This is a genomic window from Alphaproteobacteria bacterium, from assembly GCA_015231795.1.
Taxonomy (GTDB): Bacteria; Pseudomonadota; Alphaproteobacteria; order Rhodospirillales; family WMHbin7; genus WMHbin7.
This window is the reverse complement of the sequence record JADGAX010000003.1, coordinates 1-26,012: the sequence shown is the minus strand read 5'-3', so window position 1 is coordinate 26,012 and position 26,012 is coordinate 1. Positions and strand designations below refer to the sequence as shown.

At 60.4% G+C, this 26,012-nt stretch carries 22 protein-coding genes; 11 read left to right on the top strand and 11 right to left on the bottom strand.

Translation table 11 applies throughout. From position 1 onward, the window contains the following. Positions 1–104: 104 nt before the first annotated feature. Positions 105–1,370: a glucose-1-phosphate adenylyltransferase gene (gene glgC, locus HQL44_07735; GenBank protein MBF0268468.1), complete on the bottom strand. Its 1,266-nt coding sequence runs from the start codon at positions 1,368–1,370 to the stop codon at positions 105–107. 187 nt (positions 1,371–1,557) lie between these two features. Between glgC and glgA the strand changes: the two genes are divergently transcribed. Genes glgA through HQL44_07720 form a run of 3 tightly spaced genes read left to right on the top strand, consistent with a single transcriptional unit; the run spans position 1,558 to position 4,657 of the window. Then, entirely contained in the window at positions 1,558–3,021 is a 1,464-nt protein-coding gene (glgA, locus tag HQL44_07730) for a glycogen synthase GlgA (protein MBF0268467.1), read from the top strand. After that, positions 3,018–3,977, top strand: coding sequence for a glucokinase (gene glk, locus HQL44_07725; protein MBF0268466.1), 960 nt, complete (start codon positions 3,018–3,020; stop codon positions 3,975–3,977). The genes glgA and glk overlap by 4 nt, the downstream gene beginning before the upstream one ends. Continuing rightward, positions 3,974–4,657 (top strand): methyltransferase domain-containing protein, encoded by a 684-nt coding sequence (locus HQL44_07720; protein MBF0268465.1) that lies wholly within the window; start codon positions 3,974–3,976, stop codon positions 4,655–4,657. Before glk ends, HQL44_07720 begins: the two co-directional genes overlap by 4 nt. On the opposite strand, the gene HQL44_07715 is transcribed toward HQL44_07720, so the two are convergent. The 7 genes from HQL44_07715 to HQL44_07685 form a co-directional block, all read right to left on the bottom strand. Continuing rightward, complete coding sequence (locus tag HQL44_07715; GenBank protein MBF0268464.1) at positions 4,640–5,827, bottom strand: GGDEF domain-containing protein; 1,188 nt, start codon at positions 5,825–5,827, stop codon at positions 4,640–4,642. The genes HQL44_07720 and HQL44_07715 overlap by 18 nt on opposite strands. 151 nt (positions 5,828–5,978) lie before the next feature. After that, positions 5,979–8,414 carry an FAD-dependent oxidoreductase gene (locus tag HQL44_07710; protein ID MBF0268463.1) on the bottom strand — a complete coding sequence of 812 codons (2,436 nt, stop codon included), beginning with the start codon at positions 8,412–8,414 and terminating at the stop codon, positions 5,979–5,981. After that, complete coding sequence (locus HQL44_07705) at positions 8,411–10,324, bottom strand: alpha-hydroxy-acid oxidizing protein (protein MBF0268462.1); 1,914 nt, start codon at positions 10,322–10,324, stop codon at positions 8,411–8,413. Before HQL44_07705 ends, HQL44_07710 begins: the two co-directional genes overlap by 4 nt. Next, positions 10,312–11,214 carry a class II glutamine amidotransferase gene (locus HQL44_07700; GenBank protein MBF0268461.1) on the bottom strand — a complete coding sequence of 301 codons (903 nt, stop codon included), beginning with the start codon at positions 11,212–11,214 and terminating at the stop codon, positions 10,312–10,314. Before HQL44_07700 ends, HQL44_07705 begins: the two co-directional genes overlap by 13 nt. A gap of 106 nt (positions 11,215–11,320) precedes the next feature. Further along, positions 11,321–12,304, bottom strand: a complete 984-nt coding sequence (mltG, locus tag HQL44_07695; protein ID MBF0268460.1) for an endolytic transglycosylase MltG — start codon at positions 12,302–12,304, stop codon at positions 11,321–11,323. An 8-nt stretch (positions 12,305–12,312) separates the two neighbouring features. Further along, positions 12,313–13,572: a beta-ketoacyl-ACP synthase II gene (gene fabF, locus HQL44_07690; protein ID MBF0268459.1), complete on the bottom strand. Its 1,260-nt coding sequence runs from the start codon at positions 13,570–13,572 to the stop codon at positions 12,313–12,315. A 43-nt stretch (positions 13,573–13,615) separates the two neighbouring features. Further along, positions 13,616–13,852, bottom strand: a complete 237-nt coding sequence (locus HQL44_07685; GenBank protein MBF0268458.1) for an acyl carrier protein — start codon at positions 13,850–13,852, stop codon at positions 13,616–13,618. Positions 13,853–14,125: 273 nt separating this feature from the next. On the opposite strand from HQL44_07685, the gene modA reads away from it, so the two are divergent. The 3 genes from modA to modC are packed head-to-tail and all read left to right on the top strand — an operon-like array spanning position 14,126 to position 16,711. Further along, positions 14,126–14,908 carry a molybdate ABC transporter substrate-binding protein gene (modA, locus tag HQL44_07680; protein MBF0268457.1) on the top strand — a complete coding sequence of 261 codons (783 nt, stop codon included), beginning with the start codon at positions 14,126–14,128 and terminating at the stop codon, positions 14,906–14,908. A 3-nt stretch (positions 14,909–14,911) separates the two neighbouring features. Continuing rightward, positions 14,912–15,574 carry a molybdate ABC transporter permease subunit gene (gene modB / locus HQL44_07675; protein MBF0268456.1) on the top strand — a complete coding sequence of 221 codons (663 nt, stop codon included), beginning with the start codon at positions 14,912–14,914 and terminating at the stop codon, positions 15,572–15,574. A gap of 6 nt (positions 15,575–15,580) precedes the next feature. Next, positions 15,581–16,711 (top strand): molybdenum ABC transporter ATP-binding protein, encoded by a 1,131-nt coding sequence (gene modC, locus HQL44_07670; GenBank protein MBF0268455.1) that lies wholly within the window; start codon positions 15,581–15,583, stop codon positions 16,709–16,711. Here modC and HQL44_07665 read toward each other — a convergent pair. Continuing rightward, positions 16,708–17,856 (bottom strand): NnrS family protein, encoded by a 1,149-nt coding sequence (locus tag HQL44_07665; GenBank protein ID MBF0268454.1) that lies wholly within the window; start codon positions 17,854–17,856, stop codon positions 16,708–16,710. The two genes, modC and HQL44_07665, sit on opposite strands and share 4 nt — an antisense overlap. A 149-nt stretch (positions 17,857–18,005) precedes the next feature. Next, positions 18,006–18,197, bottom strand: a complete 192-nt coding sequence (locus HQL44_07660) for a hypothetical protein (GenBank protein MBF0268453.1) — start codon at positions 18,195–18,197, stop codon at positions 18,006–18,008. A gap of 381 nt (positions 18,198–18,578) precedes the next feature. On the opposite strand from HQL44_07660, the gene HQL44_07655 reads away from it, so the two are divergent. From HQL44_07655 to HQL44_07640, 4 genes are all read left to right on the top strand, one after another. Continuing rightward, positions 18,579–21,479: a molybdopterin oxidoreductase family protein gene (locus HQL44_07655; GenBank protein ID MBF0268452.1), complete on the top strand. Its 2,901-nt coding sequence runs from the start codon at positions 18,579–18,581 to the stop codon at positions 21,477–21,479. Positions 21,480–21,482: 3 nt separating this feature from the next. Continuing rightward, the gene (locus HQL44_07650) at positions 21,483–22,220 is read left to right on the top strand and encodes a 4Fe-4S dicluster domain-containing protein (GenBank protein ID MBF0268451.1); all 738 of its coding nucleotides are present in this window, start codon (positions 21,483–21,485) and stop codon (positions 22,218–22,220) included. 14 nt (positions 22,221–22,234) lie between these two features. Next, positions 22,235–23,215 (top strand): dimethyl sulfoxide reductase anchor subunit, encoded by a 981-nt coding sequence (locus HQL44_07645; GenBank protein ID MBF0268450.1) that lies wholly within the window; start codon positions 22,235–22,237, stop codon positions 23,213–23,215. A gap of 203 nt (positions 23,216–23,418) precedes the next feature. Then, positions 23,419–24,843, top strand: coding sequence for a hypothetical protein (locus tag HQL44_07640; GenBank protein ID MBF0268449.1), 1,425 nt, complete (start codon positions 23,419–23,421; stop codon positions 24,841–24,843). 96 nt (positions 24,844–24,939) lie between these two features. Here HQL44_07640 and HQL44_07635 read toward each other — a convergent pair whose 3' ends face one another. Next, positions 24,940–25,572, bottom strand: coding sequence for a hypothetical protein (locus HQL44_07635; protein MBF0268448.1), 633 nt, complete (start codon positions 25,570–25,572; stop codon positions 24,940–24,942). 183 nt (positions 25,573–25,755) lie between these two features. Here HQL44_07635 and HQL44_07630 point away from each other — a divergent pair. Further along, on the top strand, positions 25,756–26,012 hold a 257-nt coding region (locus tag HQL44_07630), incomplete at its 3' end, for a hypothetical protein (GenBank protein MBF0268447.1).

Below are 26,012 nucleotides of genomic sequence, written 5' to 3'. Positions count from 1 at the left end.
GAAACGTCCGACAAATTCCAAGTCCAACATCGAAGACCCTGCTTTGTGTTGGCCTCAATCGCCAGTCGCTCAAATCGCCAGTCGCTCAGGCAAGCCTTCGTCCGCTACAGCTCCAATTCCTTCAGCATGTCGCGGGTGACCAGTGTCACGCCCTTTTCGGTGCGTTCGAAACGCTTGGCGTCCAGCACCGGGTCCTCGCCCACCACCAGACCCGGCGGAATCAGACAGCCGCGATCCAAGATCACCTTCTTCAGCACGGCGTTCCTGCCGATGTCGCAATCGGGCAGGATGACGGCGTCCTCGATATAGGCGTAGGAATTGACCCGGACGTTCGAGAACAAAAGCGAGCGGCGCACGGTGGCGCCCGAAATGATGCAACCGCCGGAAACCAGCGCATCCACCGCCATGCCGCGCCGATCTTCCGAATCGAAAACGAACTTGGCGCTGGGCAACTGGGCCTGATAGGTCCAGATCGGCCAGCTTGTGTCGTAAAGATTGAGCGCGGGCGTCACCGTGGTCAGGTCGATATTGGCGTCCCAATAGGCGTCAAGGGTTCCCACATCGCGCCAATAGGGTTCGCGCACCGCGTCGATGACGCAAGAATCGCGAAAGAAGTGCGCCACCACCTTCGACTTTCCGATCAGGCCGGGAATGATGTCCTTGCCGAAATCGTGATCCGACCCCGTCAGTTCGGAATCGGATTCCAGAAGGTCCAGAAGAAAGCGCGTGTTGAAAACATAGATGCCCATGCTGACCAGACAGCGGTCGGACTTGCCCGGCATTGGTTCAGGGTTCTTGGGCTTTTCCTTGAAGCTGACGACGTTCTTATGTTCGTCAATTTCCATCACCCCAAAGGCGCTGGCCTCTTCCAAGGGCACCTCGAAACAGGCCACGGTGCAATCGGCGCCCCTTAGCACATGCTCCAGGATCATCTTGCTGTAATCCATCTTGTAGACGTGATCGCCAGCCAGGATGATCAGATATTCCGGCGCGTAGCTGCGCAGAATGTCCAGATTCTGATAAACGGCGTCCGCCGTTCCCTTGTACCAGTTGCCCTCGACCATGCGTTGTTGCGCTGGCATCACCTCGATGAACTCGTTGATCTCGGCGCGCAGGAAATCCCAGCCGCGCTGAACGTGCTGAATCAGGCTATGCGCTTTGTATTGGGTCAGGACCGCCACGCGGCGAATGCCGGAATTGATGCAGTTGGACAGCGTGAAATCGATGATGCGAAACTTGCCCGCGAAGGGCACCGCCGGTTTGGCGCGCCAGTCTGTCAGGTTTTTCAGGCGCGAGCCGCGCCCCCCGGCCAGAACCAGGGCCATCGTGTTGTTGACCAGGCGGGTGATGTCGCGATTTGACGCATGCATGCTGCTTGACGAAAAGGGCATACCCTGACTTCTCCTATCCCATTTCGATATACGGGCGCGCCCCCTTTGCCCGATTGTCTTAAGATTGCCACGTCAGGCCGCCTGCGACAAGACAGCGATGGGTCAATCTCGAGGAAAGTTTCATGAATCCCTTGGTTCAAGCCGCTTAATCGGATATTTTCCAATCATGCGAGTCCTTTTCGTTTCCTCCGAAGTCTTTCCCCTGATCAAAACCGGCGGTCTGGCCGACGTGGCCGGAGCGCTGCCCCTGGCCCTGGCCCGCCTGAAAACCGACATCCGCCTTCTCATGCCGGGCTATCCGGCGGCTTTGGAAGCGGCAACGCACCGCAAGGTCGTCGCCGATCTCGGAAACCACCTAGGGGCAGGACCGGCAAGATTGATCGAAGGAAGGCTGGCGGGAAGCAATCTGCCCCTTTTGCTGATCGATTGTCCGCAGCTTTACGCCCGCGCGGGCAATCCCTATCTGGGTCCCGACGGCAAGGACTGGCCCGACAACGCCAAACGCTTCGGGCTTCTTGGCTACACCGCCGCCCGACTTTGCACCGACAAAAGCTTGATCGGCTGGCAACCCGACATCCTGCACGGCCATGATTGGCAGGCAGGCTTGGCGCCCGCTTATCTCGATGCCTGGGGTGGAGCGCGCCCTGGCACTATTTTCACCATTCACAACATCGCCTATCAGGGCAATTTCGATCCTGGCGTTCTGACCGATCTGGAACTGCCTGCCCAGAGCTTCCAGCCGGATGGGTTGGAATATTACGGCAATGTCTCGTTTCTGAAGGCGGGCTGCTGGTACTCCGACAAGATCACCACGGTCAGCCCCACCTATGCGCGTCAGATACAAACTTCTGCTCAGGGCTGCGGCTTCGAGGGATTGCTGACGGCGCGCGCCAAAGATCTGCACGGCATCTTGAACGGCATCGACGACGCCATCTGGAATCCGGCCATCGATCCCTACCTGACCCAGCATTTCTTGCCGGGCGACATGCAGGCCAAAGCCAAGAACAAGGCGGCCCTTCAGCGCGAACTGGGCCTGCCCATGCAGCCGGGGCGGCTGTTGATGGCGGTCATCAGCCGACTGAACGATCACAAGGGCATGGACTTGGTCATCAATTGCCTGCCCGATCTTTTGATGAACCAGCACTGCCAGTTCGCGGGGCTGGGTTCGGGCGACGCCCTGTTCGAAACCGGATTTACGGAACTGGCCGACCGCCATTCGCATCACATGGCGCTTCACCTCGGCTATTCGGAACCTCTGGCGCATCGCATCATGGCGGGCGCCGATGTATTCTTGATGCCGTCGCGCATGGAGCCTTGCGGACTGACGCAGATGTACGCGCTTAAGTACGGCGCCATTCCCATCGTCAACGCCACGGGCGGCCTGGCCGACACGGTGGTCGATGTCGAGCAGGAAGGTCCCCCAAACGTCGGACGTGGCTTCGTGCTGGAAGAAACAAGCCCGCAGGAATTGAGGCGCGCCGTTCTGCGCGCCCTTGCCTTGTTCAAGGACAAGGTGGAATGGAACCGCATCGCGGCTGGCAACGCCGCCATCGACTTCAGTTGGAAGCAATCGGCCAGCCACTATATCGACCTATATTCCAGCCTGCTGCGGGAACGGGGGGGCGCATGAGCCGTCTGATCGCCGATGTGGGCGGCACCAATGTGCGTTTCGCCGTGGTTGCGGGATCGAAGCTGCTGACCGAGCCAGAGAGTTTTCATTGCGCCGATTATCCCAGCATCGTCGAAGCTGCCCAGGATTACCTGTCCAAGAGCGGTCAGGACGCCAGCTTCGACGAGGCGGCCTTTGCCGTCGCTGCCGCCGTCACCGGCGACTGGATCGACATCACCAATAGTCACTGGGCGTTCAGCCAGGCCGACGTGGCGCGCCGCCTGAACGTCAAGCGCATCAAGTTCTTGAACGACTTTACCGCCCTGGCCCTGGGCTTGCCGCATTTGCCGGCGGAAAGCGCTTTGCCGCTCAACGAGGCCCAAGCCGTCAAGAACGCCCCCATCGCCGTCATTGGTCCCGGTACCGGACTTGGCGTGTCGGGCCTGTTGCCTGATGGCAAGGGGCGATGGGCGCCCATTGCGGGCGAAGGCGGCCACGCGACTTTGTCGGCACGCACCGAGCGCGAATTCGCCGTCGTCAATCAAGCGCAAAAGCAGTTTGGCCATTGTTCGGCGGAACGGCTGGTTTCCGGCCCCGGACTGGTCACGCTTGCGGAAATCATCGACTACCTGGACGGAAGACCGTTCGTTCAAAGAACGCCCGCCGACGTTGCGACGATGGCCCAGAATGGCAGTTGTCCCGTCTGTGCCGAGGCCATGGATTTGCTGCTGGCCTTCCTGGGCACGACAGCTTCCAATCTGGCGCTGACTCTTGGCTCGTTCGGCGGCCTTTATCTGGCGGGCGGCATTCTGCCGCGTCTGGGCGCCGACCGGCTGAAAGCCTCGCCCTTGATGGCGCGCTTTGCCGACAAGGGCCGCTATCGCGACTATCTGGCATCCATTCCGGTCATGCTGGTCGTTCACCCCCTGCCCGCCTTTCTGGGGCTGGGCAACCTGCCGATCGAGGCTGCGCCATGATCGTCAAACGAGCCAGCGACGTTCTGGAGGATTTGGTCGATCTGTCCGGCAAGCGCGTGCTCGACGTCGGTTGCGGCGACGGCAACCTGACCCGCCTGATGACGGCCAAGGGCGCTTTCGTGACCGGGCTTGAATGCCAGCCCCAGCAATTGGCGAAGGCCCTGGCAAGCGACAGGGCGGGGAGCGAGGATTACGTCGACGCCAAGGCCGAGAACATGCCCTTTCCCGACGCATCGGTGGATCTGGTCGTTTTTTTCAACAGCCTGCATCATGTGCCGCCCGATATGATGGAACGCGCGATGGCCGAAACGGCCCGCGTGTTGAAGCCGGGCGCTTTGGTCTATATTTCGGAACCCGTCGCCGCCGGCGCTTTTTTCGAACTGGCCAAACCGGTCGATGACGAAACCGAGGTGCGCAGGCGGGCTTACGAAACCCTGATGGCGGCAGGCCAGCACGGCCTGCGCTTGGAAAGCGAGCACGTCTTTTTGCATCCGATGACGATGGCGGATTATAAAACATTCCGCGACCGCATCGTCAGCGCCAACCACGAGCGCGCCGCCGTCGTCGATGCGATGGCGGCCCAGTTGCAGGCCGAATTCGAACGCCTGGGCAAGAAAACCGAACGCGGCTGGGAATTTCAGCAGCCGACGCGGGTGAATATTCTAGTTAGGAAGGTCTGAGACGGGGGTTTCCCCGCTCACCATCTCGCCGCCGCAAAGGCAAATCCGGTTGCGCCCCGCCTGCTTGGCCGAATACATGCGCTGATCGGCCTTTTCGACCAGCCCCTGCCAATCCGCGCAGCCGTCGGCATTGCGTTCGGCGATGCCGATGCTGGCCGTTTGCGCCTGTCCATCGGGGCGCTCTCCAATCCCGACGGCGCGCATGCGCTGAACGGCGATCAACGCCCCGGCGCAATCGGTATGCGGCATGATGATGACGAATTCCTCGCCGCCCCAGCGCACCATCACGTCGCCCCGGCGCAGACATTTGCGAATGCCCTCGGAAGCCTTGCGCAGACTGCGGTCGCCCTCCTCATGGCCGAACTTGTCGTTGATGGACTTGAAATGATCCAGATCGATGAAGACGCAAGACAGCGGCGTATCGGTGCGAATGGCGTTGCCGAATTGCAGTTCGAACAGTTCCTCGCCGACGCGCCTTGTGAATCCGCTGGTCAAGCCGTCATGCGACGCCTGATTGACCAGCGCCATCATGAAGTGCAACTGGCTCATCCCGGCCAAGGTCGCCACCGTGGCCAGAACGGCCAACAGCCACAGCGCCCCCAGAAGCGAGCTGAAGGAAAACAGATTCATGTCGCCGTAAAAGGCCACGGCGATCTGCGCCAGAATCATGGGGGCGGCGAAAACCACCCCCTCGATCACCGTGATCGGAAAGACCGACAGACCGGCCACCATCACGAAGGGCAGAAAGGCGTAGCCGGTCGCCACCGCCGCCGCCGGACCAGACAGATCCGAATGGCTGAGCAGGGGATGCGAGATCAGGAAGAACAGCGTGGGGACGGCCAATAGCCAAGTCAGGGAGCGATGCGCCGCGCCGATGCTTTCCGAACTGCGAAAGCCGAAAGCCAACGCCGCGAAGGCCGCCGTCGCCAACAGGCGCAAGCCAGCCAGTTCAATCCACAAGGGCCAGCTGAAGATGATCATGTCGACGGCGATCCAGACCGGCGTCAGCAGGGCGAACACCGCCGCCACCATGCGCGCGCGCGAAATGATCAACATGGCGCGCCTGCGCGCCACCAGCGGCGTATGCTGGTGGAAGAACAGCAAGTCCTGAAGCTGGGTAACGGTTAAATCGCCAAACACCTGCGCCACCAGCCCATTCAACGTCGCCATATAGGGATCAATTTTCCCCGGCTGCATTCCCTTCCCCTTCTCACTTCAGACGGAACGTAAATACATTCCAACGAAGTGGCCTTCCCCGTATTGAGGATTATAGGTGCCGCAGGGGGTTGGCAAGGAAAAGAAATGAAAATGGACGAACGGCCTATAACCCGGCCCGACTTCCGGCCAGAGGCACTTGGGTGACTTGACGCGTCCGGCATGTCACGCTGCGCAGATCCTCAGGCTCGAGGTTATGCACGCTGGTCTTGCCCGTGCAGCGGGCCATCATGGCCGCCTCGCTGGACAGGGCAGCCAGAAAATGGCTTGCCGCCTGGGCCCGACCGGCAGCGGCGTCGGCAGGCGGCTCGAAGCCCAACAGCCCCTCGGGGCCGCATTTCGCCCCCAAGGCGATGGCTAGGCTGGTTCCCAAGGCCACGGCATTGGCGCCCATTGCCAGAAGTTTGGCCACATCGGCGCCCGAACGCACGTAACCGAACCAGATCAAAGAAATATCCTCTTCGCGGTTGAGGGATCTGAGAAGGCGGATGGCCTTACCAAGCAGCCCCAAGCGCGGACCTTGGCCGAATTCGGCCAAATCGCCGCCCAAGCCATCGCTGCCATCCAGAACGGCCAGATCGAAGCCCTGCTCCAAGGCCTGAACGAGGCCCGTTTCCAGCGTCGATTCGGTCAAAACGACCCCCGTCACCCCCTGAACCTTGGGCAATGGTCCCGGCGCCGTCAGCACCACCCCGGCGGACTCGGAACTGGGCTGAGCGCCGGGCGGCAGCAACTGCAGCCAGGGAAGGTCCCCTCCCAGCGGCGACAAACCCAGATAGGCCGAGCCTGAGGCCCGCAATCCTTCGGCCAGATCGCGCCTGACATTCTGGGGCGCATGGTCGAATCCGGCGGCAATCAAGGGCGCATTCAGGCAAAGCGAGGCGATCCGCGTTTGAGTGCGGCAGGCTTCGCGATAGGGATCGATGACCAGACGCGACAGATTGGCGGGTAGAAAGACCAAATCGTCGAGCGAGGCCACGCTTTGCGCCGGGAAGGGATTGTTTCTTGTCTTCAAACGCTGCGACAGAATGGCCGATTGCTGGGCCGCGTCGTCCAGGGCGATGCGTCCCATAGCGGCGATATGTTCGCGAGCCATAAAATCATAGGTCTTGCTGGGCGTTTCGGCATCGCAGCGCAGGCAGCGCGCCGCCTGGGCGCGGGCAAGCGCGTCCGAAAAACCTTCCTCCACCTCGCCATCCATGCCGCCCGCCAAGCCCACGAAGCGCGGCATCTCGCGGCCCAGCCGTTCCCATTCCGGATCGTTGGCCAGCATTGGACGCGCCATCGGATGCGCCGTGCGGAAAGGCGGCGGATTGGCCCGCCCTTCAAGATGGGCAGTCAGGAAATAAGCCGCCATATGGCCTTGGCGCATGGCGTTGACGATGGAAGACCCGCCGAAAGCGCCGTCGCCGCAGGCGAACACCTGGGGGTCAGAGGTGGCGAGTGTGGCGGGATCGGCGTCAATCCATCCGTTCTTCAGCAGCCCCAATCCAGCCAACTCATCGCAGGCCGCTTCCTGGCCGATGGCGGCGATGACCAGCCCGCAGGGAATATCGTGATCGCTGTCCTTGACGATCTCGAAGCGGTGGCGTCCATCCGCCCCGGCCGCTCCCAGGCGCGTCAACTGGCAAGTCAGAACATCTTCCTTCAAAGCAATGGGAACGGTGTTGAAAACAATTTCGACGCCCTCGGCCTCGGCCCCCTCAATCTCATGCTTGCGGGCTGGCATTTCCGCGCGACCGCGCCGATAGACGACTTGAACCTTTTTGACCCCCGGCAGGCGGCAAGCCGCCCTGGCCGCATCCATCGCCACATCGCCGCCGCCGACGACCAGCACATGGGCGGGCATGGCGGGCCGCTCGCCCGCATTGACGCGCTTCAAGAAGGCCACGCCGTCGATCAGGCGGCTATCGCCGTCAGAAGCAAGATCAAGCCGCTTGCCCTTGGTGGCGCCGATGGCCAACAGCACGACATCGTGTTTTTCCTTCAGCGCGGACAGCGAAATGTCGCGCCCCAAAGCGGTCTCGGTCACCACGTCGATGCCCGGGCAGCGGTTCAGCAGACGGTGGATATCCGCCTCGATAATGCCGTCCGGCAAGCGAAAGCGGGGAATTCCCCAAACCATCATGCCGCCCAAACGCGGGCTTGCCTCGTAGACCGTCACTTTGAATCCGGCCAGGGCCAGATCCTGGGCCGCCGTCAAGCCAGCCGGGCCGCCACCCACGATGCCCACCGTTTGCGGGCGCGTTGGGTGAACGGGCGGGCGGACCAGACTTTCGCCCTTGTCCATCACGAAACGTTTCAGGGCGCGAATGGCGATGGCGCCGTCGCTTTCCTCCCTGCGGCACGCCGGTTCGCAAGGCGCGTCGCAAACGCGACCGCAGATCGAGGCAAAGGGATTGGATTGCGTGATCACCTCGAAGGCGCGTTTGAAATCGCTGCGCCAGATGGCATCCAGATAGGCGGGCACATCGGTGCCGACCGGGCAAGCGGTCTGGCAGGGCGAAGCGGGATGCGAGGGATCGAAAGTCTTCATCCTCATGACCTGTCCTCATAGGGCAAGCCGGTGATGGCGGCCGCTTCGGGCGTCAAGGCCACCAGATCGTCGCGGCAAAGCTGGCGCACATCCGTTTTGCCCAGCCCATGAACGATGGCGGCCATTTGCCAGCGCATCGATTCCAAGAAACGATGGATGTTGCCCGCCTCGACATCGGTGCGGAAACGCTTTTCGTGCTGGGGGTTCTGCGTGGCGATGCCGGTGACGCAATAGCCCGCTTGGCAACGCATGCAAGAAATGCAGCCGCCGGCGATCAAGGCCGCCGTGCCCACCGCCACCGCCCCCGCCCCCAACGCGATCGCCTTGGCGGCATCGACGCCATCCTTGATGCCGCCCATCAGAACGATGGGCATTTCATTTTTCGCAGCCCCCACTTCCTCAAGCGCCTCGATGGCTTCGACGATGGCGGCCAGCGTGGGAATGCCGACATGCTCGATCACTTCCGCCGAAGCGGCGCCCGTCGATCCTTGAAGCCCATCCAGCTCCACGAAATCGAAACCGTCCTTGAAGGCGATCTTGATGTCGTCCTTCACGCGCCCCGCTCCCAGCTTGACCGAAATCGGCTTGGCGTAACCGGTGGCTTCGCGGAACTCCTCGATCTTGATGACCAGATCGTCGGCCCCCAGCACATCGGGATGGCGCGACGGCGAGCGCAGATCGATGCCGGGCGGAATGCCGCGAATCGCCGCTAGCTCGGGCGTTACCTTGCTGGCCATCAACTGGCCGCCCAAGCCCGGCTTGGCGCCCTGCGAAATATAGATCTCGATGGCGTCGGCCTTTTGCATGTCGCGGATATTCCAGCCCAACCGGCCCGACAGGCATTGGAAGATCAACTGTCCGGCCTCGGCCCGCTCTTCGGGGATCATGCCGCCTTCGCCGGTGTTCTCGGCAATGCCCGACAGACGCGACGCGATGCCAAGCGCCAGTTTGGTCGAACGCGACAACGCGCCATAGCTCATGGGGGCGATCAGGACCGGCATGGACAGGGACAAGGGCTTGGCGCCCGACCGATCGCCCAGCGTCATGGCCAAATTCACCTTGGACAGCGCATCCGCAGCGGGCACGATCTCTTGGCGAAAGGCGATGTCGTTGAAATGCGGAACCGCCCTGGCCGTGCCGTAACCGCGCACCCGATAGCGCCCGGTCACCGCCTTGACTTCGATATCCTCTTTCGTCTTTTCGTTCCAGAACCCGCTGACGCTGGCCTGCGTGCAAGATTGATTGCGCAAGGTGGGTTCTGGCGTCGTGTAGCGCAGCTTCGTCCCCGCATTCACGACCTTGCGAAAATGGCCGTTGAACGGAATTTTATGGCGATCGAGAAAGTCTTGAAGCGAGGCCACTTCGTCGCTGGAAATGTCGATCTCCATGGCGTCGGTGCCCAAGGAATCGATGCCGCCCGCGACATAGATTTCGCCGCCGGTCATGTCTTCGCCCAGCTTTTCGCCGGAACGGCCCAGAATTACGATGCGTCCGCCATACATCATGGTGCCCGCCATGAAGCTGGCGTTGCCGCAGCAAAGCAAGGTTCCCGCCTTCATCACCTGCCCGGCGCGCGATCCCATATTGCCCTTGATGACGATCTCGGCGCCGCGGATGGCGACCCCCGCCACCGCGCCTGCATTGCCGCCCACCACCACGGTGCCGCTGTAGATGTTGTCCCCCACCCCCCAGCCGACATTGCTGTCGATTTCAAAACGCGCCCCATCGGTCAGGCCCGCGCAGAAATACCCGGCCGAGCCGCGCACGCGCACGGTGATCGGATGCACCAGACCGACGCCGATATGGTGGCGCGCGTCGGGATTGAGAATCTCGGCATCCTCGCCCGCCTCGCCCAATTCGCGCAGACGCCGATTGGCGTCGCGCACGCTCATGCTTGCAAGATCTAGCGTGACCATGTGCCGATGGTTCCTGGCAGGGGTTCGCGGGTGGACAGCGCTTGGCCTGGAAACAGGCGATTCAGCGACACTTCCTCGGAAGCGATGGCGACCAGATGATCGGTCTCCACCATCACCATCGGCTTGGCGGCCAGACGGTCCTTGGCGTAGCCGATTTCGCTGGCGGTCGAAACCAGGAACGAGAAGGTGCCATCCATGTCCTCGATGCTGTCGGTCAGGGCCTGCTGCAGGCTGGCCCCATCCGACAGTTTCTTGGCCAGATAGACGGCGATCAATTCGCTGTCATTGTCGGTGCGAAATTCGAAGCCCAGTTTTTCCAGACGACGCCGCCATTTCCAGTAATTGGTGATCTGGCCGTTGTGGACGATGGCGATGTCCGAGAATCCCGTGGCCCAGAAGGGATGGGCGGCCTCGGGCCGAACCGCCGATTCGGTGGCCAAGCGCACATGGCCAAGCCCGTGCGTGCCCTGAATCGCTGACAGATGATAGCGCGCATCGACCTCGTGGGCCGTGCCCTCGTCCTTGACGATTTCCAGGCGATGCCCCAGCGAGAAAAGTTTGGCTGCATGTTCCATCGCATAGGCGAACGAGCGGACATCGCCCGCATGGCGCACGCTGGCGGCGAAACTGCCGCCCACCTGCTCGCCCGCCAACAGGTCTGCCCCCTTGTCGGCCAGAATCTCCTTGATGCGCGCAATCGAGACGGCGGCCTCGGCCCCCTCTCCCACATAGAAACGCAGGCGGTATAGATCGTCGGCTCCATCGGCATAGAGCGCAAAGCCGGTCGAGTCCGGGCCACGATGCTGGCAACCGTCGAGCATGGCGATCAGATCGCGCCCCAAGGGACCACCAGACTGATTTTTATAAAGAATTCCTGCAATGCCGCACAAGTTGCACGCTGATCCAGCCAGTTTCCAAACTGGAATCGACCCTAGCGCAGGCGGCGGTCAGGCGCAAGTATAATGAAAAATATTTTCTTGTGGGGAAACTTGGGGGTTACTTCCCCCGCTCCTTCTCGACCCGCCGCCAGTTGGCGACGTTCCTGTTGTGGCCTTCCAGGGTCGGCGAAAAAGCATGGCCGCCGGTGCCGTCGGCCACGAAATAGAGATCATCCGAGTCCAGCGGACGCGCCACCGCCATCAAGCTGGCCCGGCCGGGATTGGCGATGGGGCCGGGCGGCAGGCGGTCGATGACATAGGTGTTGTGCGCCGTCGCGCGTTCCAGATCGGCCTTGGTCAGCGGACGCTCCATCACGCCCAGCCCGCCCGATAGATCGTAAATCGCCGTGGGGTCGGATTGCAGACGCATGCCCTTCTTCAGACGGTTGACGAAAACGGCGGCGACATGCGGACGTTCCTCGGCCAAACCGGTCTCGCGCTCGACGATGCTGGCCAGAATCAGCATTTCTTGCGGACTGTTCAGCGGCAAACCGTCGATGCGCGCCGCCCAGGCCTGGGCCAGGGCGTCATCCATCGCCTTTTTCATACGCCCGATCAGTTGGTTGCGCGATTCGCCCAAGATGAAATGATAGGTTTCCGGCAACAGGCTGCCCTCGGCGGGCAAAGGGGAGACCTCGCCCTCCAGCGCCGGTTCCGCCTTCAGCTCATCCAACATCTGGCGCACGGTGCGTCCGGGGGCCAGCGTCACTTGGTGGATCACCACGTCGCCTGAAGCCAACTTGTCCATGACCGCCCTGGGCGTGGCGCCAGGCTGAAAGTCATATTCACCGGCCTGCAGCGCCTTGGCCTTGCCCAGCCAACTGGCGGCCAGCCGGAAGGCCGTGGGGCCTTCCACCACCTGGGCATCGGCCAACTGCCTGGAAATAGACTGCAAACCGGCCCCCTTGGCGATGACAAGCCGGGTCGGAGCCGCCAGTTTGCCGGGAGCGTCGATAAAGTGGGAAAGCCACAGCCAACCGCCCAGAAGCGACAACGCCGCCAGCCCGAACAGGCTGGCGGCGATGCGCAAAAGCGGTTTCATCTTGAAGGTCAGGGAGCGGCTTTGAAGATCAGTGCGGCGTTGGTGCCGCCAAAGCCGAAGGAATTGCTAAGGGCGGCGCGCACCTTGCGCTTCTTGGCCTCCAGGGGAACCAGATCGAGATCGCAGCCTTCGTCGGGTTCGCGCAGGTTAAGCGTGGGCGGCACGACTTGGTCGCGAATCGACAGGATCGAGAAGATGGCCTCGACGGCACCCGCCGCCCCCAGCAAATGGCCAATCGCCGATTTGGTGGAGGACATGGAAATCTTGTAGGCGGCGTCGCCGAAAGCCCGCTTCACGGCACCCAATTCGATCGTATCGGCCATGGTCGAAGTGCCGTGGGCGTTCACATAGTCAACGTCTTCGGGATTGACGCCCGCCCGCTTCATCGCCGCCTTCATGCAGCGATAGGCGCCATCCCCGTCCTCGGACGGGGCGGTAATGTGATAGGCGTCGCCCGACAGGCCATAGCCCACCAGTTCGGCATAGATCTTGGCGCCGCGCTTCTTGGCGTGCTCAAGCTCTTCCAGCACGACCACGCCCGCCCCTTCGCCCATGACGAAGCCGTCGCGATCCTTGCTCCAGGGGCGCGACGCCTCGGTGGGACGATCATTGAAGCTGGTGCACAGCGCCCGGGCCGCCGCGAAACCGGCGATGCCCAGACGGCAGACCGCCGCCTCGGTGCCGCCCGCCACCATGATGTCGGCGTCCTCGAACTGGATCAGCCGGGCCGCGTCGCCAATGGCGTGGGCGCCGGTGGCGCAGGCCGTGACCGCCGAATGGTTGGGACCCTTGAAGCCGTATTTGATCGACAGGTGACCCGTCGCCAAATTGACCAGACTGGACGGAATGAAGAAGGGGGAGATGCGCCGGGGTCCCTGCTCCTTCAGAACGACGGCGGCATCTTGAATCGTGCCAAGGCCACCGATGCCCGAACCGACCATGACGCCGGTGCGCAGCTTGTCCTCTTCCGGAATGTCGGCAATGCCCGCATCCTCGACCGCCTGCAGACCCGCGGCCATGGCGTAAAGGATGAAGTCATCCATCTTGCGCTGGTCTTTGGGCGGCACGTAACGGTCGGCGTCGAACAGCTTGGGATCGTCCTTGCCCATGGGAATGAGCCCGGCGACCTTGGCCGCCAGGTCAGAGACGTCAAACCGGTCGATATATTTTATTCCCGACCGGCCTTCGATCAGATTGGCCCAAGTGGCATCGACGCTGCAACCCAGCGGCGACACCATTCCCATTCCCGTAACGACAACACGTCGCATGGCGATCCGTTCCTGCACGAACTGAACTTGACCGAAGAACGCCTTACTTGGCGTTCTTCTGGATGAAGTCGATGGCGTCCTTGACGGTCAGGATCTTCTCGGCGGCGTCATCGGGGATTTCACAGCCGAATTCCTCTTCGAAAGCCATGACCAACTCAACCGTGTCCAGGCTGTCGGCGCCCAGATCGTCGATGAAGCTGGCGCTCTCGGTAACCTTGGCTTCTTCGACGCCCAGGTGTTCGACAACGATCTTTTTGACGCGCTCGGCGATATCGCTCATGACTTCAACCTCAGTTAGTTTGTTGATTTCCCTTGTGAACCATCCAGCCATAGAGTCGCTTGCGCGCCAACAGACCGGCGGAATTCGGGGCTTCCTACCATACTTTTCCGGGCTTGACCAGCCGGGGGGCACGATTGGCAAGGCAAGATTCTGTCTTCCCACCCTCCAGACAGACCGAGATGCGGGGAGTTATTATCGTCTTGCCCGCGCAATATCCGATCGGATATAAGTCGCTATATCTGGATGTGCATCAGTGAAAATATGGGGTTTTCCATGAAGCGCTTTCTTTCTTCGCTTGCAGCCCTCTTTCTTGTCCTGGCCTTGCCCGGTCTGGCCCGCGCCCAGGAAAACGCGCCGGTCATCGCTGCAGCTTCGGATTTGCAATTCGCACTGTCGGAACTGGCGGAACAGTTTACCAAAGAAACCGGCAAGACGGTCAAGCTGTCCTTTGGCTCGTCTGGAAATTTCTTCAATCAAATCAAGGAGGGGGCGCCTTTCGAAATGTATTTGTCGGCGGACGAATCCTATGTTTTCGATCTGACGAAGGAAGGATTGACGCAAGGCGAGGGCGCCCTTTATGCCGTAGGCCGCATCGTGCTGATCGTTCCTCCTGGCTCGACGCTGAAAGCCGACGGGTCGCTCAAGGATCTTGCATCCGCCCTAAAGGCGGGGACCATCAAGAAATTCGCCATTGCCAACCCAGAGCACGCCCCTTATGGCCGCGCCGCCCGCGCCGCCCTGAAAACCGCAGGCTTGTGGGATATGCTGGAAGACAAACTCGTGCTGGGTGAAAATGTCTCGCAGGCAGCGCAGTTCGCCACCTCGGGATCGACCCAGGGCGGCATCATCGCCTACTCCCTGGCCCTGTCGCCCAAACTGTTGGCGCTGGGAAAGTTTGATTTGATCCCCGCCGAATGGCACGATCCTCTGCGCCAACGCATGGCGCTGACGAAGAAGGCAGGGGAAACCGCCAAAATGTTCTACGCCTATGTCCAGTCACCGGCCGCCAGGGCCGTTTTCAAGAAATACGGTTTCGTCCTGCCGGGCGAGAAGTAGGCGATGGACTGGGAAGCGCTTCGACTTTCCCTTGCCCTGGGCGCCTGGACGGTCGGCATCTTAATGCCTATTGGCATTTTCGTCGGTCGCTGGCTGGCTTGGTCGCATTTCAGGGGCAAGGGGCTTGTCGAAGCGCTGCTGGCCTTGCCTCTGGTTCTGCCGCCCACTGTTCTCGGCTATTATCTGCTGGTCTCGATGGGGACGCGTTCCCCATTCGGCCAAGCCTTCGAGGCAGCCTTCGGTCATGGCTTGGTCTTTACGTTCGAGGGACTGGTGCTTGCCTCCATCCTCGTCAATCTGCCCTTCGCCATCCAACCGATGCAGCGCGCTTTCGAAGCCATTCCGGTTGAGGTGCGCGAGGCAGGAGCCTGCTCGGGCCTGTCATCCTGGCGCATGCTGATCAGAATAGAGCTGCCGCTGGCCTGGTCTGGCATTCTGACCGCCATCGTTCTCAGCTTTACCCATACGCTGGGCGAGTTCGGCGTCGTGCTGATGGTGGGCGGCAGCATTCCCGGCGAGACGAAAACCATCGCCATCGCCATCTATGATCGTGTCCAAGCCTTTGACACCGAGTCGGCGGGCATGATGGCAGCTCTGCTGCTGGCCCTTTCCTTCGTCACCATCGGCACCAGTTACGCGCTCAGCAACCGCAAGCGTCAAGGGTAGAGACGGATGCCGCTGCACATCCACCTTCGACAGAAAGCGCCCATTTTGCTCGAAGCCAGCCTGACTTGCCATCCCGGCAAAGTACTGGCGCTCTTTGGCCCCTCTGGCGGCGGCAAAACAACCCTGCTGCGCGCCGTCGCCGGACTGTTCCGCCCTGAAGAAGGGACGATTTCCTGCAACGACAAGTCTTGGCTGGATACGAAGAAGGGCATCTGCCTGCCGCCGCAAGCCAGAAGGGTTGGTTTCGTCTTTCAGAACTACGCCCTTTTTCCTCACATGACGGCGCTGGGCAATGTGATGATCGCCATGGGGCATCTTCCTAAGAACGGCCAGCTAAGCGCCGCACAACGATTGCTGATGCGCGCGGGTCTTGACGAAAGCCTGCATGCTCGCAAACCGGCCCAACTGTCGGGCGGCCAGCAGCAGCGCGTGGCAATTGCAAGGGCGCTGGCCCGCGAACCAGAAGTCCTGCTGCTGGACGAACCCTTTTCGGCTTTGGATACGCTTCTGAAGAAGGAACTGCTGCCCTTCGTCTCGCGCTTGGCCCACGATGCCGCGATACCGGTGATCTTCGTCAGCCACGCCATGGACGAAGTGCTGCAACTGGCCGACGACATCGCCCTGCTCGATAAGGGGCGCGTCGCCGCCCAAGGCCCCTTGGAAGAGATTCTGTCCGACATTCGTTTAAAGCCGCTGACCGGACGCTACGATGCTGGCGCGGTCATGCACGCCGCCATCGACGGGCATGACGACAAATTCAAGCTGACCATCCTGCGCTTGAAGGGCGGGGCGCGCCTGAAGGTGGGACAGGCCCAGGCCCCCGTCGGCGCCGAGGTGCGCTTGCGCATTCATGCCCGCGACGTCGGCCTAGCCCTGACGCCGCCCTGGGACATCAGCATCCAGAATATCCTGCCCGGCGTGGTGGTGGATGTGCAGGAAAGCGACGGCCATCTGGCCGATGTCTTGCTTCATGTCGGCGGCACCGAACCCGACGCCGCCAACCACGGCACGCCGCTTTGGTCGCAGGTGACGCGTTACTCGGTGTCGCAGCTTGGCCTTAGGCCGGGATCGAGGGTCTATGCCCTGATCAAGGCGATTTCAATCGCCAGGGCCGATCTGGCGCAAATTCAGGGTTAACCAGGATTCCCATCCACCCTGGGCTGGCACAAAAAGGGCAGATAGCGCCAAACCAACGTTCCGAAGGCGGCAAACCAGCAAACCGCAGAAAGATTGACAAACAGCGCGAAGGCCGAGGGAACGATTTGCGGCGCAACCACCCTGAAGACGAAAGCCGCCATCATGATCCACAGCACGATCTTGTCGGGTCTTTCGAAAACCACCCGCCGCCCGGTATGGCCCTTGGAGATGCGAATCATCATGGCGGGCGTCACCAAACCGATCACCCCGAAGGTGAAGACGTGAACGGCCAGACTTCCCACCGGTTCGAACGGAACCGCGTAGATTGCGAAGGTCACCAGCAGATGCAAGACGATGCCCAGATAGCCCAGATGCATGATGCCGATATCCAGGCGCGTGAAGGCCAGTTGCGGCTTCCAGAAGGCGAAGCGGCCAGCCAGCAGAAGGGCCAGCAGCAAAGCCAGTCCCGCCGCCAGGGCAGGCGGCAACAAGCTCTCGAAAACGGCGATCAGCGCCAGAACCTTGATGCTCATGTCCAGCCAAGGCTTTCTTAGGATCGAAACGCCGAACAGGCCTTTCATGAACTGGCTAAGCGTGCGTTCCAGCATGATCAGGAAGGCCAGACGAAACAGGCCGATGGCCATGCTTTGCCCCATCAGCGCCCAGTCGGCGCTCAGCAACAGGTGCTTGGCAAGCAAAAGCATGGGCAACAGAGCCAGGAAGAAGCCATTGTCGCTGTAGGAATCGGTCTTGCGATTGCGGATCAAGGTCCAGCCCAGCATGCCCACCGCGGCCAGCAAGAACAGATTGTTTGAAAGCAGGAACAGGAAGGGCGGCAAACTTGCCTGGAACCACATGCCGAGGCGCTCGATCAACCAAGCGGCGGCCAGAAATTGCAGCCAGCGGCCATGATAGCCGCGCACGCCAACCCAGTTCTTGGTAGCGGTCAGCAGAAATCCCGCCAGCAGCGCCATGCCGAAGCCGAAGAACATTTCATGGGCGTGCCATTGCGCGGGCGTAAAAGATGTCGGCGGCGAAGCAAGAACGCCGGAATAGATCAGCGCCCACAGAACCGGCATGCCCATGCCCGACAGCATGGCCAGAGCGAAAAAGGGGCGAAAGCCCATCTGCCAAAGTGCCGTCATCGTTCCTTCGGTCAATGATTCATCTTGTGTGATTTCTACCATGCAGAGTTGATGGGGGGCTTGCACTTCGTCAAGCCCTCCTCTTGAAAACAAAAAAAGTGGGGAGGCCTTTCGGCCTCCCGCAAGTTGATGCTTCTTGTGAAACAGACTTACTTCTTGACCATGTCCATCGGCTTGGGCGTGGCCGCCGTGCTGGCGGGCAGGACCGGATAGGTCACCTTGGGCTGATCGCCGGTCAGAGTCTGCAAGAAGGCTGTGATCTGATCGACCTCGGTATTCGACAACTTGATGCCCAACTGCGAGTCGCCCATGATCGCCACCGCCTGCTTCAGGTCCCACACCTTGCCGGTATGGAAGTAAGGGGCGGTGCGGGCGATGTTGCGAAGCGACCTGGATTGGAACCGGCATTCGTTGATCGAGCCGCAGATTTTTGAAACTGCCGGGCGTTTTCCTCCCCTGCTTCATATCAAAATTCGTCTCTCGAACAGTATTTATATCAATATGAATATAGACTCTTATGCATTGATTTGTATCAATAATATGAATTGATCTAACGAAAATTACTTTCTAATAAGCTGAGTAGCTCCTTGAATGAGCCTAATATCCGTATTGCCTTTATTAGAAATATCTTATTTAATTTTGGTCAACCGAGTTGGCCTCGGCTCAAAAAAGGACTAAACAGCCGGATCAAGAACGGCGAAGCCCGATTGGTTGGAGACGACATGAAAGACCCTCGCGACGCCTGCGACCAGTCATTGGGCCGCACGGAAGTCAAGACGACGACCTGCTACATGTGCGCCTGCCGCTGCGGCATCCGCGTTCATTTGCGCGACGGCGAGGTCCGCTATATCGAGGGCAACCCGAACCATCCCCTGAACCAGGGCGTGATTTGCGCCAAGGGCGCTTCGGGCATCATGAAGCAGTACTCGCCCGCACGCCTGCGAAAGCCCTTAAAGCGCAAGGAAGGCACGGAGCGCGGCGCTGGACAGTTCGAACCCATCGAGTGGGGCGAGGCCTTCCAGATGCTGGAAGACCGCCTGGGCCATATCCGCGCCACCGATCCCAAGAAATTCGCCCTTTATACCGGGCGCGACCAGATGCAGGCCCTGACCGGCCTGTTCGCCAAACAGTTCGGCACGCCCAATTACGCCGCCCATGGCGGCTTCTGTTCGGTCAATATGGCCGCGGGCATGATCTACACAATCGGCGGTTCATTCTGGGAATTCGGCGGACCCGATCTTGACCGCGCCAAGCTGTTCATCATGATCGGCACCGCCGAGGATCATCATTCGAACCCGATGAAGATCGCGCTGGGCAAGTTCAAGAAGCAGGGCGGGCGCGTCATCGCGGTCAATCCGGTGCGCACCGGCTATGCCGCCATCGCCGATGAATGGGTGCCCATCCGCCCCGGCACCGACGGCGCTTTGTTCCTGGCGCTGATTCATGAAATCATCGAACTGGGCCTGTTCGACCGCGACTTCCTGATCCAGTACACCAACTCGGCCGAATTGGTGAACATGGAGGAAGAAAGCGACGAGTTCGGCCTGTTCGTGCGCACCGGCGAGCCTGAGGATCCGGGCTGCTACGATCCGCAGAACAAACTGTGGTGGGACATTAATTCCGACCAGCCGACCGCCTCGCGCAAACCCGGCACCGAAGGCCGTCTGATGGGCAATTACCAGCTTGGCGACGGGCGCAAGGTCAAGCCCGCCTTCCAATTGCTGAAGGAACGCGTGAAGACCTACACGCCGGAATGGGCCGAGGGCATCACCGGCATCCCAGCCGCCACCATCCGCCGCCTGGCCCATGAAATGGGCGTCACCGCGCGCGACCACAAGATCGAGCTGCCCATCGCCTGGACCGACTGCTGGGGCAAGGAACACGATACCGTCACCGGCAATCCGGTGGCCTTTCACGCCATGCGCGGCCTGGCCGCCCATTCCAACGGATTCCACGCCATCCGGGCGTTGTCGATTCTGATGACGGTGCTGGGCACCATCGACAGGCCGGGCGGATTCCGCCACAAGGCCCCCTTCCCGCGCCCGATTCCGCCCTGCGCCAAGCCGCCCAAGCGCCCCGAAGCCGTGCAGCCCAATGAACCGCTGGCTGGCCTGCTGCTGGGCTGGCCCGCCGATCCCGACGACTTGTTCGTCGATGAAAAGGGCGGCCCGGTGCGGCTCGACAAGGGCTTCTCGTGGGAATATCCGCTTTCCGTCCATGGCTTGATGCACAACGCCATCACCAACGCTTGGCGGGGCGATCCGTACCCCATCGACACCCTCTTGCTGTTCATGGCCAACATGGCCTGGAACTCGTCGATGAACACGGTCGAGATCAGGAAGATGCTGGTCGACAAGAACGAGGACGGGACCTACAAGATTCCGTTCCTGGTGGTGTGCGACGCCTTCCATTCCGAAACCGTGGATTTCGCCGATCTGGTGCTGCCCGACACCACCTATCTGGAACGCCACGATGTGATGAGCTTGCTCGACCGTCCGATCTCGGAATTCGACGGGCCGGTCGATTCGGTGCGCATCCCGGTGTTGCCGCCCAAGGGTGATTCCAAACCCTTCCAGGAAGTGCTGATCGAAATAGGATCGCGCCTGAAGCTGCCCGCTTTCGTAAACGCCAAGGGCGAGCGCAAGTTCCGCGATTATCCCGACTTCATCGTCAATTACGAAACCGAGCCGGGATCGGGCATCGGATTCCTAGCCGGATGGCGCGGCAAGGGCGGCGAGAGGTTCATGTCGGGCGAACCCAATCCCCAGCAATGGGACATGTACGCCCGCAACGACAACCACTTCCATTATGAACTGCCGCGCAGCTATCAATACATGCGCAATTGGAACAAGGGTTATCTGCAGTGGGCGCGCCACCATCGCCTGATCCGCTACGACGAACCCATCTTGCTGCATGTCTATTCCGAAGTGCTGCAGAAGTTCCGTCTGGCCGCCGAGGGCAAGACCAAGGGCCGCCAGCCGCCCGACGCCATGCGCGAGCGCATCAAGACCTTCATGGACCCGCTGCCCTTCTATTACGCGCCTCTGGAATGGCGCTACAGCGATCCCATTCAATATCCCTTAAGCGCCATCACCCAACGCCCGATGGCGATGTATCATTCCTGGGATTCGCAGAACGCTTGGCTGCGCCAGATTCACACCGACAACTATCTGTTCTTGCATCCGTCGGTGGGCCACGCCAACGCTTTCGAAGATGGCGATTGGATCTGGGTGGAAAGCCAGTGGGGCAAGGTGCGCTGTCGCGCCCGCTTCTCGGAATCGGTGGAACCTGGCACCGTCTGGACTTGGAACGCCATCGGCAAAGGGCCTGGAAATTGGGGGCTGAAGCCCGACGCCAATGAATCGAAAAAGGGCTTCTTGCTGAACCATCTGATCAGCGAGGAGATTCCCTGTCCGGCCAAAGGCAAGGACGCGCCGATTTCGAATTCCGACCCCGTCACCGGCCAAGCCGCTTGGTACGACGTGCGCGTGCGCGTCTACAAGGCCGACCCGCACGGCCCGGAAGAAACCTGGCCCCAATTCGAAACCAGGAAAGCGCTGCCCGGCATGATCGCCTTCACCAAACGGGTACGCAATTTCTTTGCCGGAAAGAGCGAGGGCTGAGCCATGTCACGCAAGCAACTCGCCCTCGTCATCGATCTCAACATCTGCGTGGGCTGCCACGCCTGCGTCACCAGTTGCAAGGAATGGAACACGTCGGGCTGGGCCGGACCGATGAGCGACACCGATCCCTACGGCGCCGACCCGTTGGGCGTTTTCTTCAATCGCGTGCAAACTTTCGAGGCGGGCGAATTCCCCCACACCGAAACCATCCATTTCCCGAAGTCCTGCCTGCATTGCGAAGAGCCGCCCTGCGTGCCGGTCTGCCCCACCGGGGCCAGCTTCAAGCGCGAGGAAGACGGCATCGTGCTGGTCGACTACGACAAATGCATCGGCTGCAAATATTGCTCGTGGAGTTGCCCCTACGGGGTGCGCGAATTCGATTTCAAACAAGGCGTGATGAAGAAATGCACGCTGTGCGCGGATCGCGTCTATGACGAAACCCTGCCCGAGGATCGGCGCAAACCCGCCTGCGTGCTGGCATGTCCGGCGGGGGCGCGCCTGTTCGGCGACATTTCCGATCCGGCCAGCGAGGCATCGCAGGCCATCCGCGACAATGCCGGCTTCCAGATCATGCCCGAAATGGGCACGCGTCCAGCCAACCACTATCTGCCCAGGCGCAAGACCAAGATGGTCATCCATGACGACGAATTGATGCGGGCCGACAACCCGCTTTTGAAGGAAGGCGAATTGCCGCGTCCGCAGCTTTCCGAACCTTTCCTCGACGACATCACGAGCTGGTAAGGGAAAAGCGCAAGATGAAACCCGCCTTCTCGGTTCTGTTCCTCACCACCCTGATCGGCATGGGCCAAGGCCTGTTGATCGCCCTGGTGGCCGGACAATTCTACTTCGTCATCGGCACCGGCAACGAGCAAGACAGCGGCCTGTTCTACGCCACAGGCAGCGCCGCCGGTCTGGCCCTGCTGGGATTGGGGCTGGTGGCCTCGTTCTTCCATCTGTCGCATCCCGAGCGCGGCATGCGCTCGATCGTGCGTTGGCGCACCTCGTGGCTGTCCAGAGAAGTGCTTCTGCTGCCCGCCTGCATGGGCTTGGCCTTTATGTACGGCGCCGCGCACTGGTTCGGCATCGCGCCGGTGCTCATCACCTTCGGCAATCAGAAAAGCTTGGACCTGACCATGGCCATCGGCTTCCTGCTGGCCGCCAGCTGCGCCATGCTGTTCATCGCCACCGGCATGATCTATGCCTGCGTGCGCTTCATCAAGGAATGGGCGACGCCCATGACGGTGGTTAACTACACGCTGATGGGCCTGTCGTCGGGCTTCGCCGCCGCCGCCATCGTTGCCGCCGTCGAGAACGCGTTGCTGCGCGATTTTCTGGCGGGCTGGGCCGCCCTGTTCACGTTGCTGGCCTTCGCCGCCAAGGGCGTCACCTTATGGCGCAACAAGCATCTGCCAGCGCCCTTCTCGCTGAAAAGCGCCATCGGCGTGCATCACGGCAGCATCCGCCAGTTAAGCCAGGGCTTCAACGGCCGTTCCTTCAACACCATCGAATTCTTCACCCGCATCCATCCCGAGGTGAAACCCTGGCTGATCGGCCTGATGCTGGTCTTCGGCTTCGCGGCCCCTTCGGCCCTGCTGCTGGCTGGCTGGGCCGACCGCTATCTGCCCGCCCTGATCGTGGCCTTGCCGATCCAGTATGTCGGGCTGCTGGCCGAACGCTGGCTGTTCTTCGCCAGCGGCCAGCATGTGCAGAACGTGTATTATCAAAGGAAGTCGTAGGATCAAATCCATATTTATGGCCCCATCTGCCAGGGCGTCGTCCTTTCGCATCACGCCATGAATCTATTCTTGACATTCCTCGTCGCATCGGCTAGTTAAGTCCCATTACCGCCCTTACTGCGACCAAAAGCCGCCCTGGCATCAGCCCGGGCGGCTTTTCGCGTTTGGGCTTCACACTCACACCAACGCAAAGGAGGACCGCCATGGGCGGATTCAATTCAGTCACGGAGGCGCTGCCCTCCGGGAACCGTACAACCGCGTCCGGCGTGCCGCTGGGCAAGGCGGCCAACAACGATGACAGCTTCGTCCTGCCCGAGACGGGCAAAGGCGGCAACTGGAGCGGCCAGGATTTGTCGCCCTCGAACGCCCTGACGCAGCAGATGCAGGAAGTGGAAACTCCCGCCCAGAAACCCACATCAGCCCTCGGAAACGGCTTGCTTGGCGACATGGGCGAGGATGATCGCAAACTCAATCCCATCGTCTCGACGCTGACCAAGGAACATCCCAAAAATCCTGTGCGTCTGCAGGGCGGCTTGTTGGGCGAGCCGAGCCAACTACAACGGCCCGTAAAGCCGCCCGACCCTTTCTCAGAGTTGGGCGACCTGCCAAAACTGCGCAAGTTATGGACGGCTCGCCGCATCGACAGCGAAAAACGCGCCATGCACGACAACTGGGCGCGCCTCATCAACAGCACGCAGGATTTCGGCGGCATCATTCCCACCTTCAAGCGGCATGTCGAGACGAATGGCGAAGACGGTCGGGCCGACGTGGCCGACATGATCGGACGTGTTTCGCAAAGCAATCCCGATCATGCCCGCTTCTTCCAGCGCGAGCTTGCAACGGCGTTGGGCGGCGAGATCATTCAAGCCCGCAGGGCGGGCGAGCCGGTGGAGAATGCTGGCCTGCTGGGTGATGCGAAATCCAATCGCTTCAGCGATCCGGAATTCGAGAAAAGCTATTGGCACAGCGCTGAAGCCTACAAAGCCGACTTTGAGAAGCGGCAGCGAGAGGCCATGAAATCGGCGGATGAGCCACTATATCAGCTGGGTACACGGATTGAAAAAATGTCTCGTCTAGACGGTCAGGACAAACCGACTGGAGATAGCCAAGCACCAAGCCTTCACCCGCAACAAACTCAGGAACCCAACTCAAATAGCGATGGAGATGCCCGACACAGATCCAATTCCCCCCAACTGTCAGATGTTGAGCGCGAGCAAGCAATTAAAGAAGCTCTGGGATCTGCTTGGAGAGAGCATGACAAGATGCTTGATCAAATTAATGACGCTAGAGGCAAACTGTCTCAGCTTCAGCAGGAACTGGAGAAAGTGCAATCTGCAGATCCAAGGGCTTACTCAGGCAAAGAGGATTACCGGCAGTTCACGGACACGGATAGCACATCGGGTAAACTTGGATGGGATTGGATTGGCAAGCAATATAGAGGTACGGAAGAGCGACAGATGATCGGAAATCTTGGGCTTGCTAGGCAAAGGCTAACGGCTGATGAACTCAAGCAGAAAATCAAGGATGTGGAGAAGCAACTCAGTGAAATAGAGGAAAAAAGATACCTTGCAAGGCAAGCTGCCGAAGCTTACGAACGCCAATTGAAGGGGGGGCGCAGCAAGAAATAGACATACACCACGCTCGGGAAAAGCACCAGCTTGGCGGTTGTGTCCATCAAGCAATGTCTGTTGAACGCTTGAGGATTGTAAGCAGCTTACGTCTGCTCACTGTGCTTGCCGCGCTTGGTGCCTTTCTCGTTTCTCTGCCTCTCTCAGCGCCAGAAACCGTAGCCTCTTGTAGAGTTCCTTCTCTGGGTAATTTTGGATAAGCTCATCGTATTCACTGGCCATGGCGCGGGCTTCATCTGGAGAAGCGCTTCTGAGCTTCTTCGCCCAAGCGATACCATCTTCCGTAGCGCGGCTTAACGGAGCCTGTTTGCCTACTTCTTTCCCACAATTAATTCTGAGTTGCACTCGGGTGTTGTTTTCATCACCAGAATCCACAATGAGATAGCCGAGTAGCCTTTCATCATGGCGGAAATACTCCAGTTCTTCGGGGGCATAAAAGGGGGCTGTGATTTTCCAGAATCTACAAAGTCGCTCTTCAAACTCAATAACGCTCATACCTTCTGGCACGTTTTCTGAAGTGTCAGGGAGACCGGTCACTTTGAGGTACAGTTTCTCAAGAAGAGCCGTTACTTGCTTGTCATTAGCCTCATAGGCATTTTTGGTTTTTTCGACCAAGAGACGGAGATCCTTATCCGAGGCGCTCTCCGCGTCATCAGAACAAGCAGCACCACCAAACGCAAGCGTTGATGCGAGCAAAAGTGTCAAAATTCGTGCAACTGGCTTCATCATTAAACAGTAGCAAATTATGGATAACCAAACAATCAAATGAAGGTTGCGGTTATTGGGAAATTGCTTGGGTGATAGCGTATCCTTACGCCATTTCAGCTTCTTTCTGTCGCAGGCCTGATCAGTTCGCCTGAAGCGCCCAGGCAGGAAGCCAAGCCACCCAATCCGTTCGCGCAGAAGGACGATTTGCCAAAACTGCCCAAGGTAAATTGGGGCGACGAGGGCAAGCCGCGCATCGACGGCGAGAAACGCGCCATGCACGAAAACTGGGCGCGCCTCATCAACAGCACGCAAGATTTCGGCGGCATCATTCCCACCTTCAAGCAGCATGTCGAGACGAATGGCGAAGACGGGCGGGCCGACGTGGCCGACATGATCGGGCGTGTTTCGCAAAGCAATCCCGATCACGCCCGCTTCTTCCAGCGCGAACTATCCACGGCGCT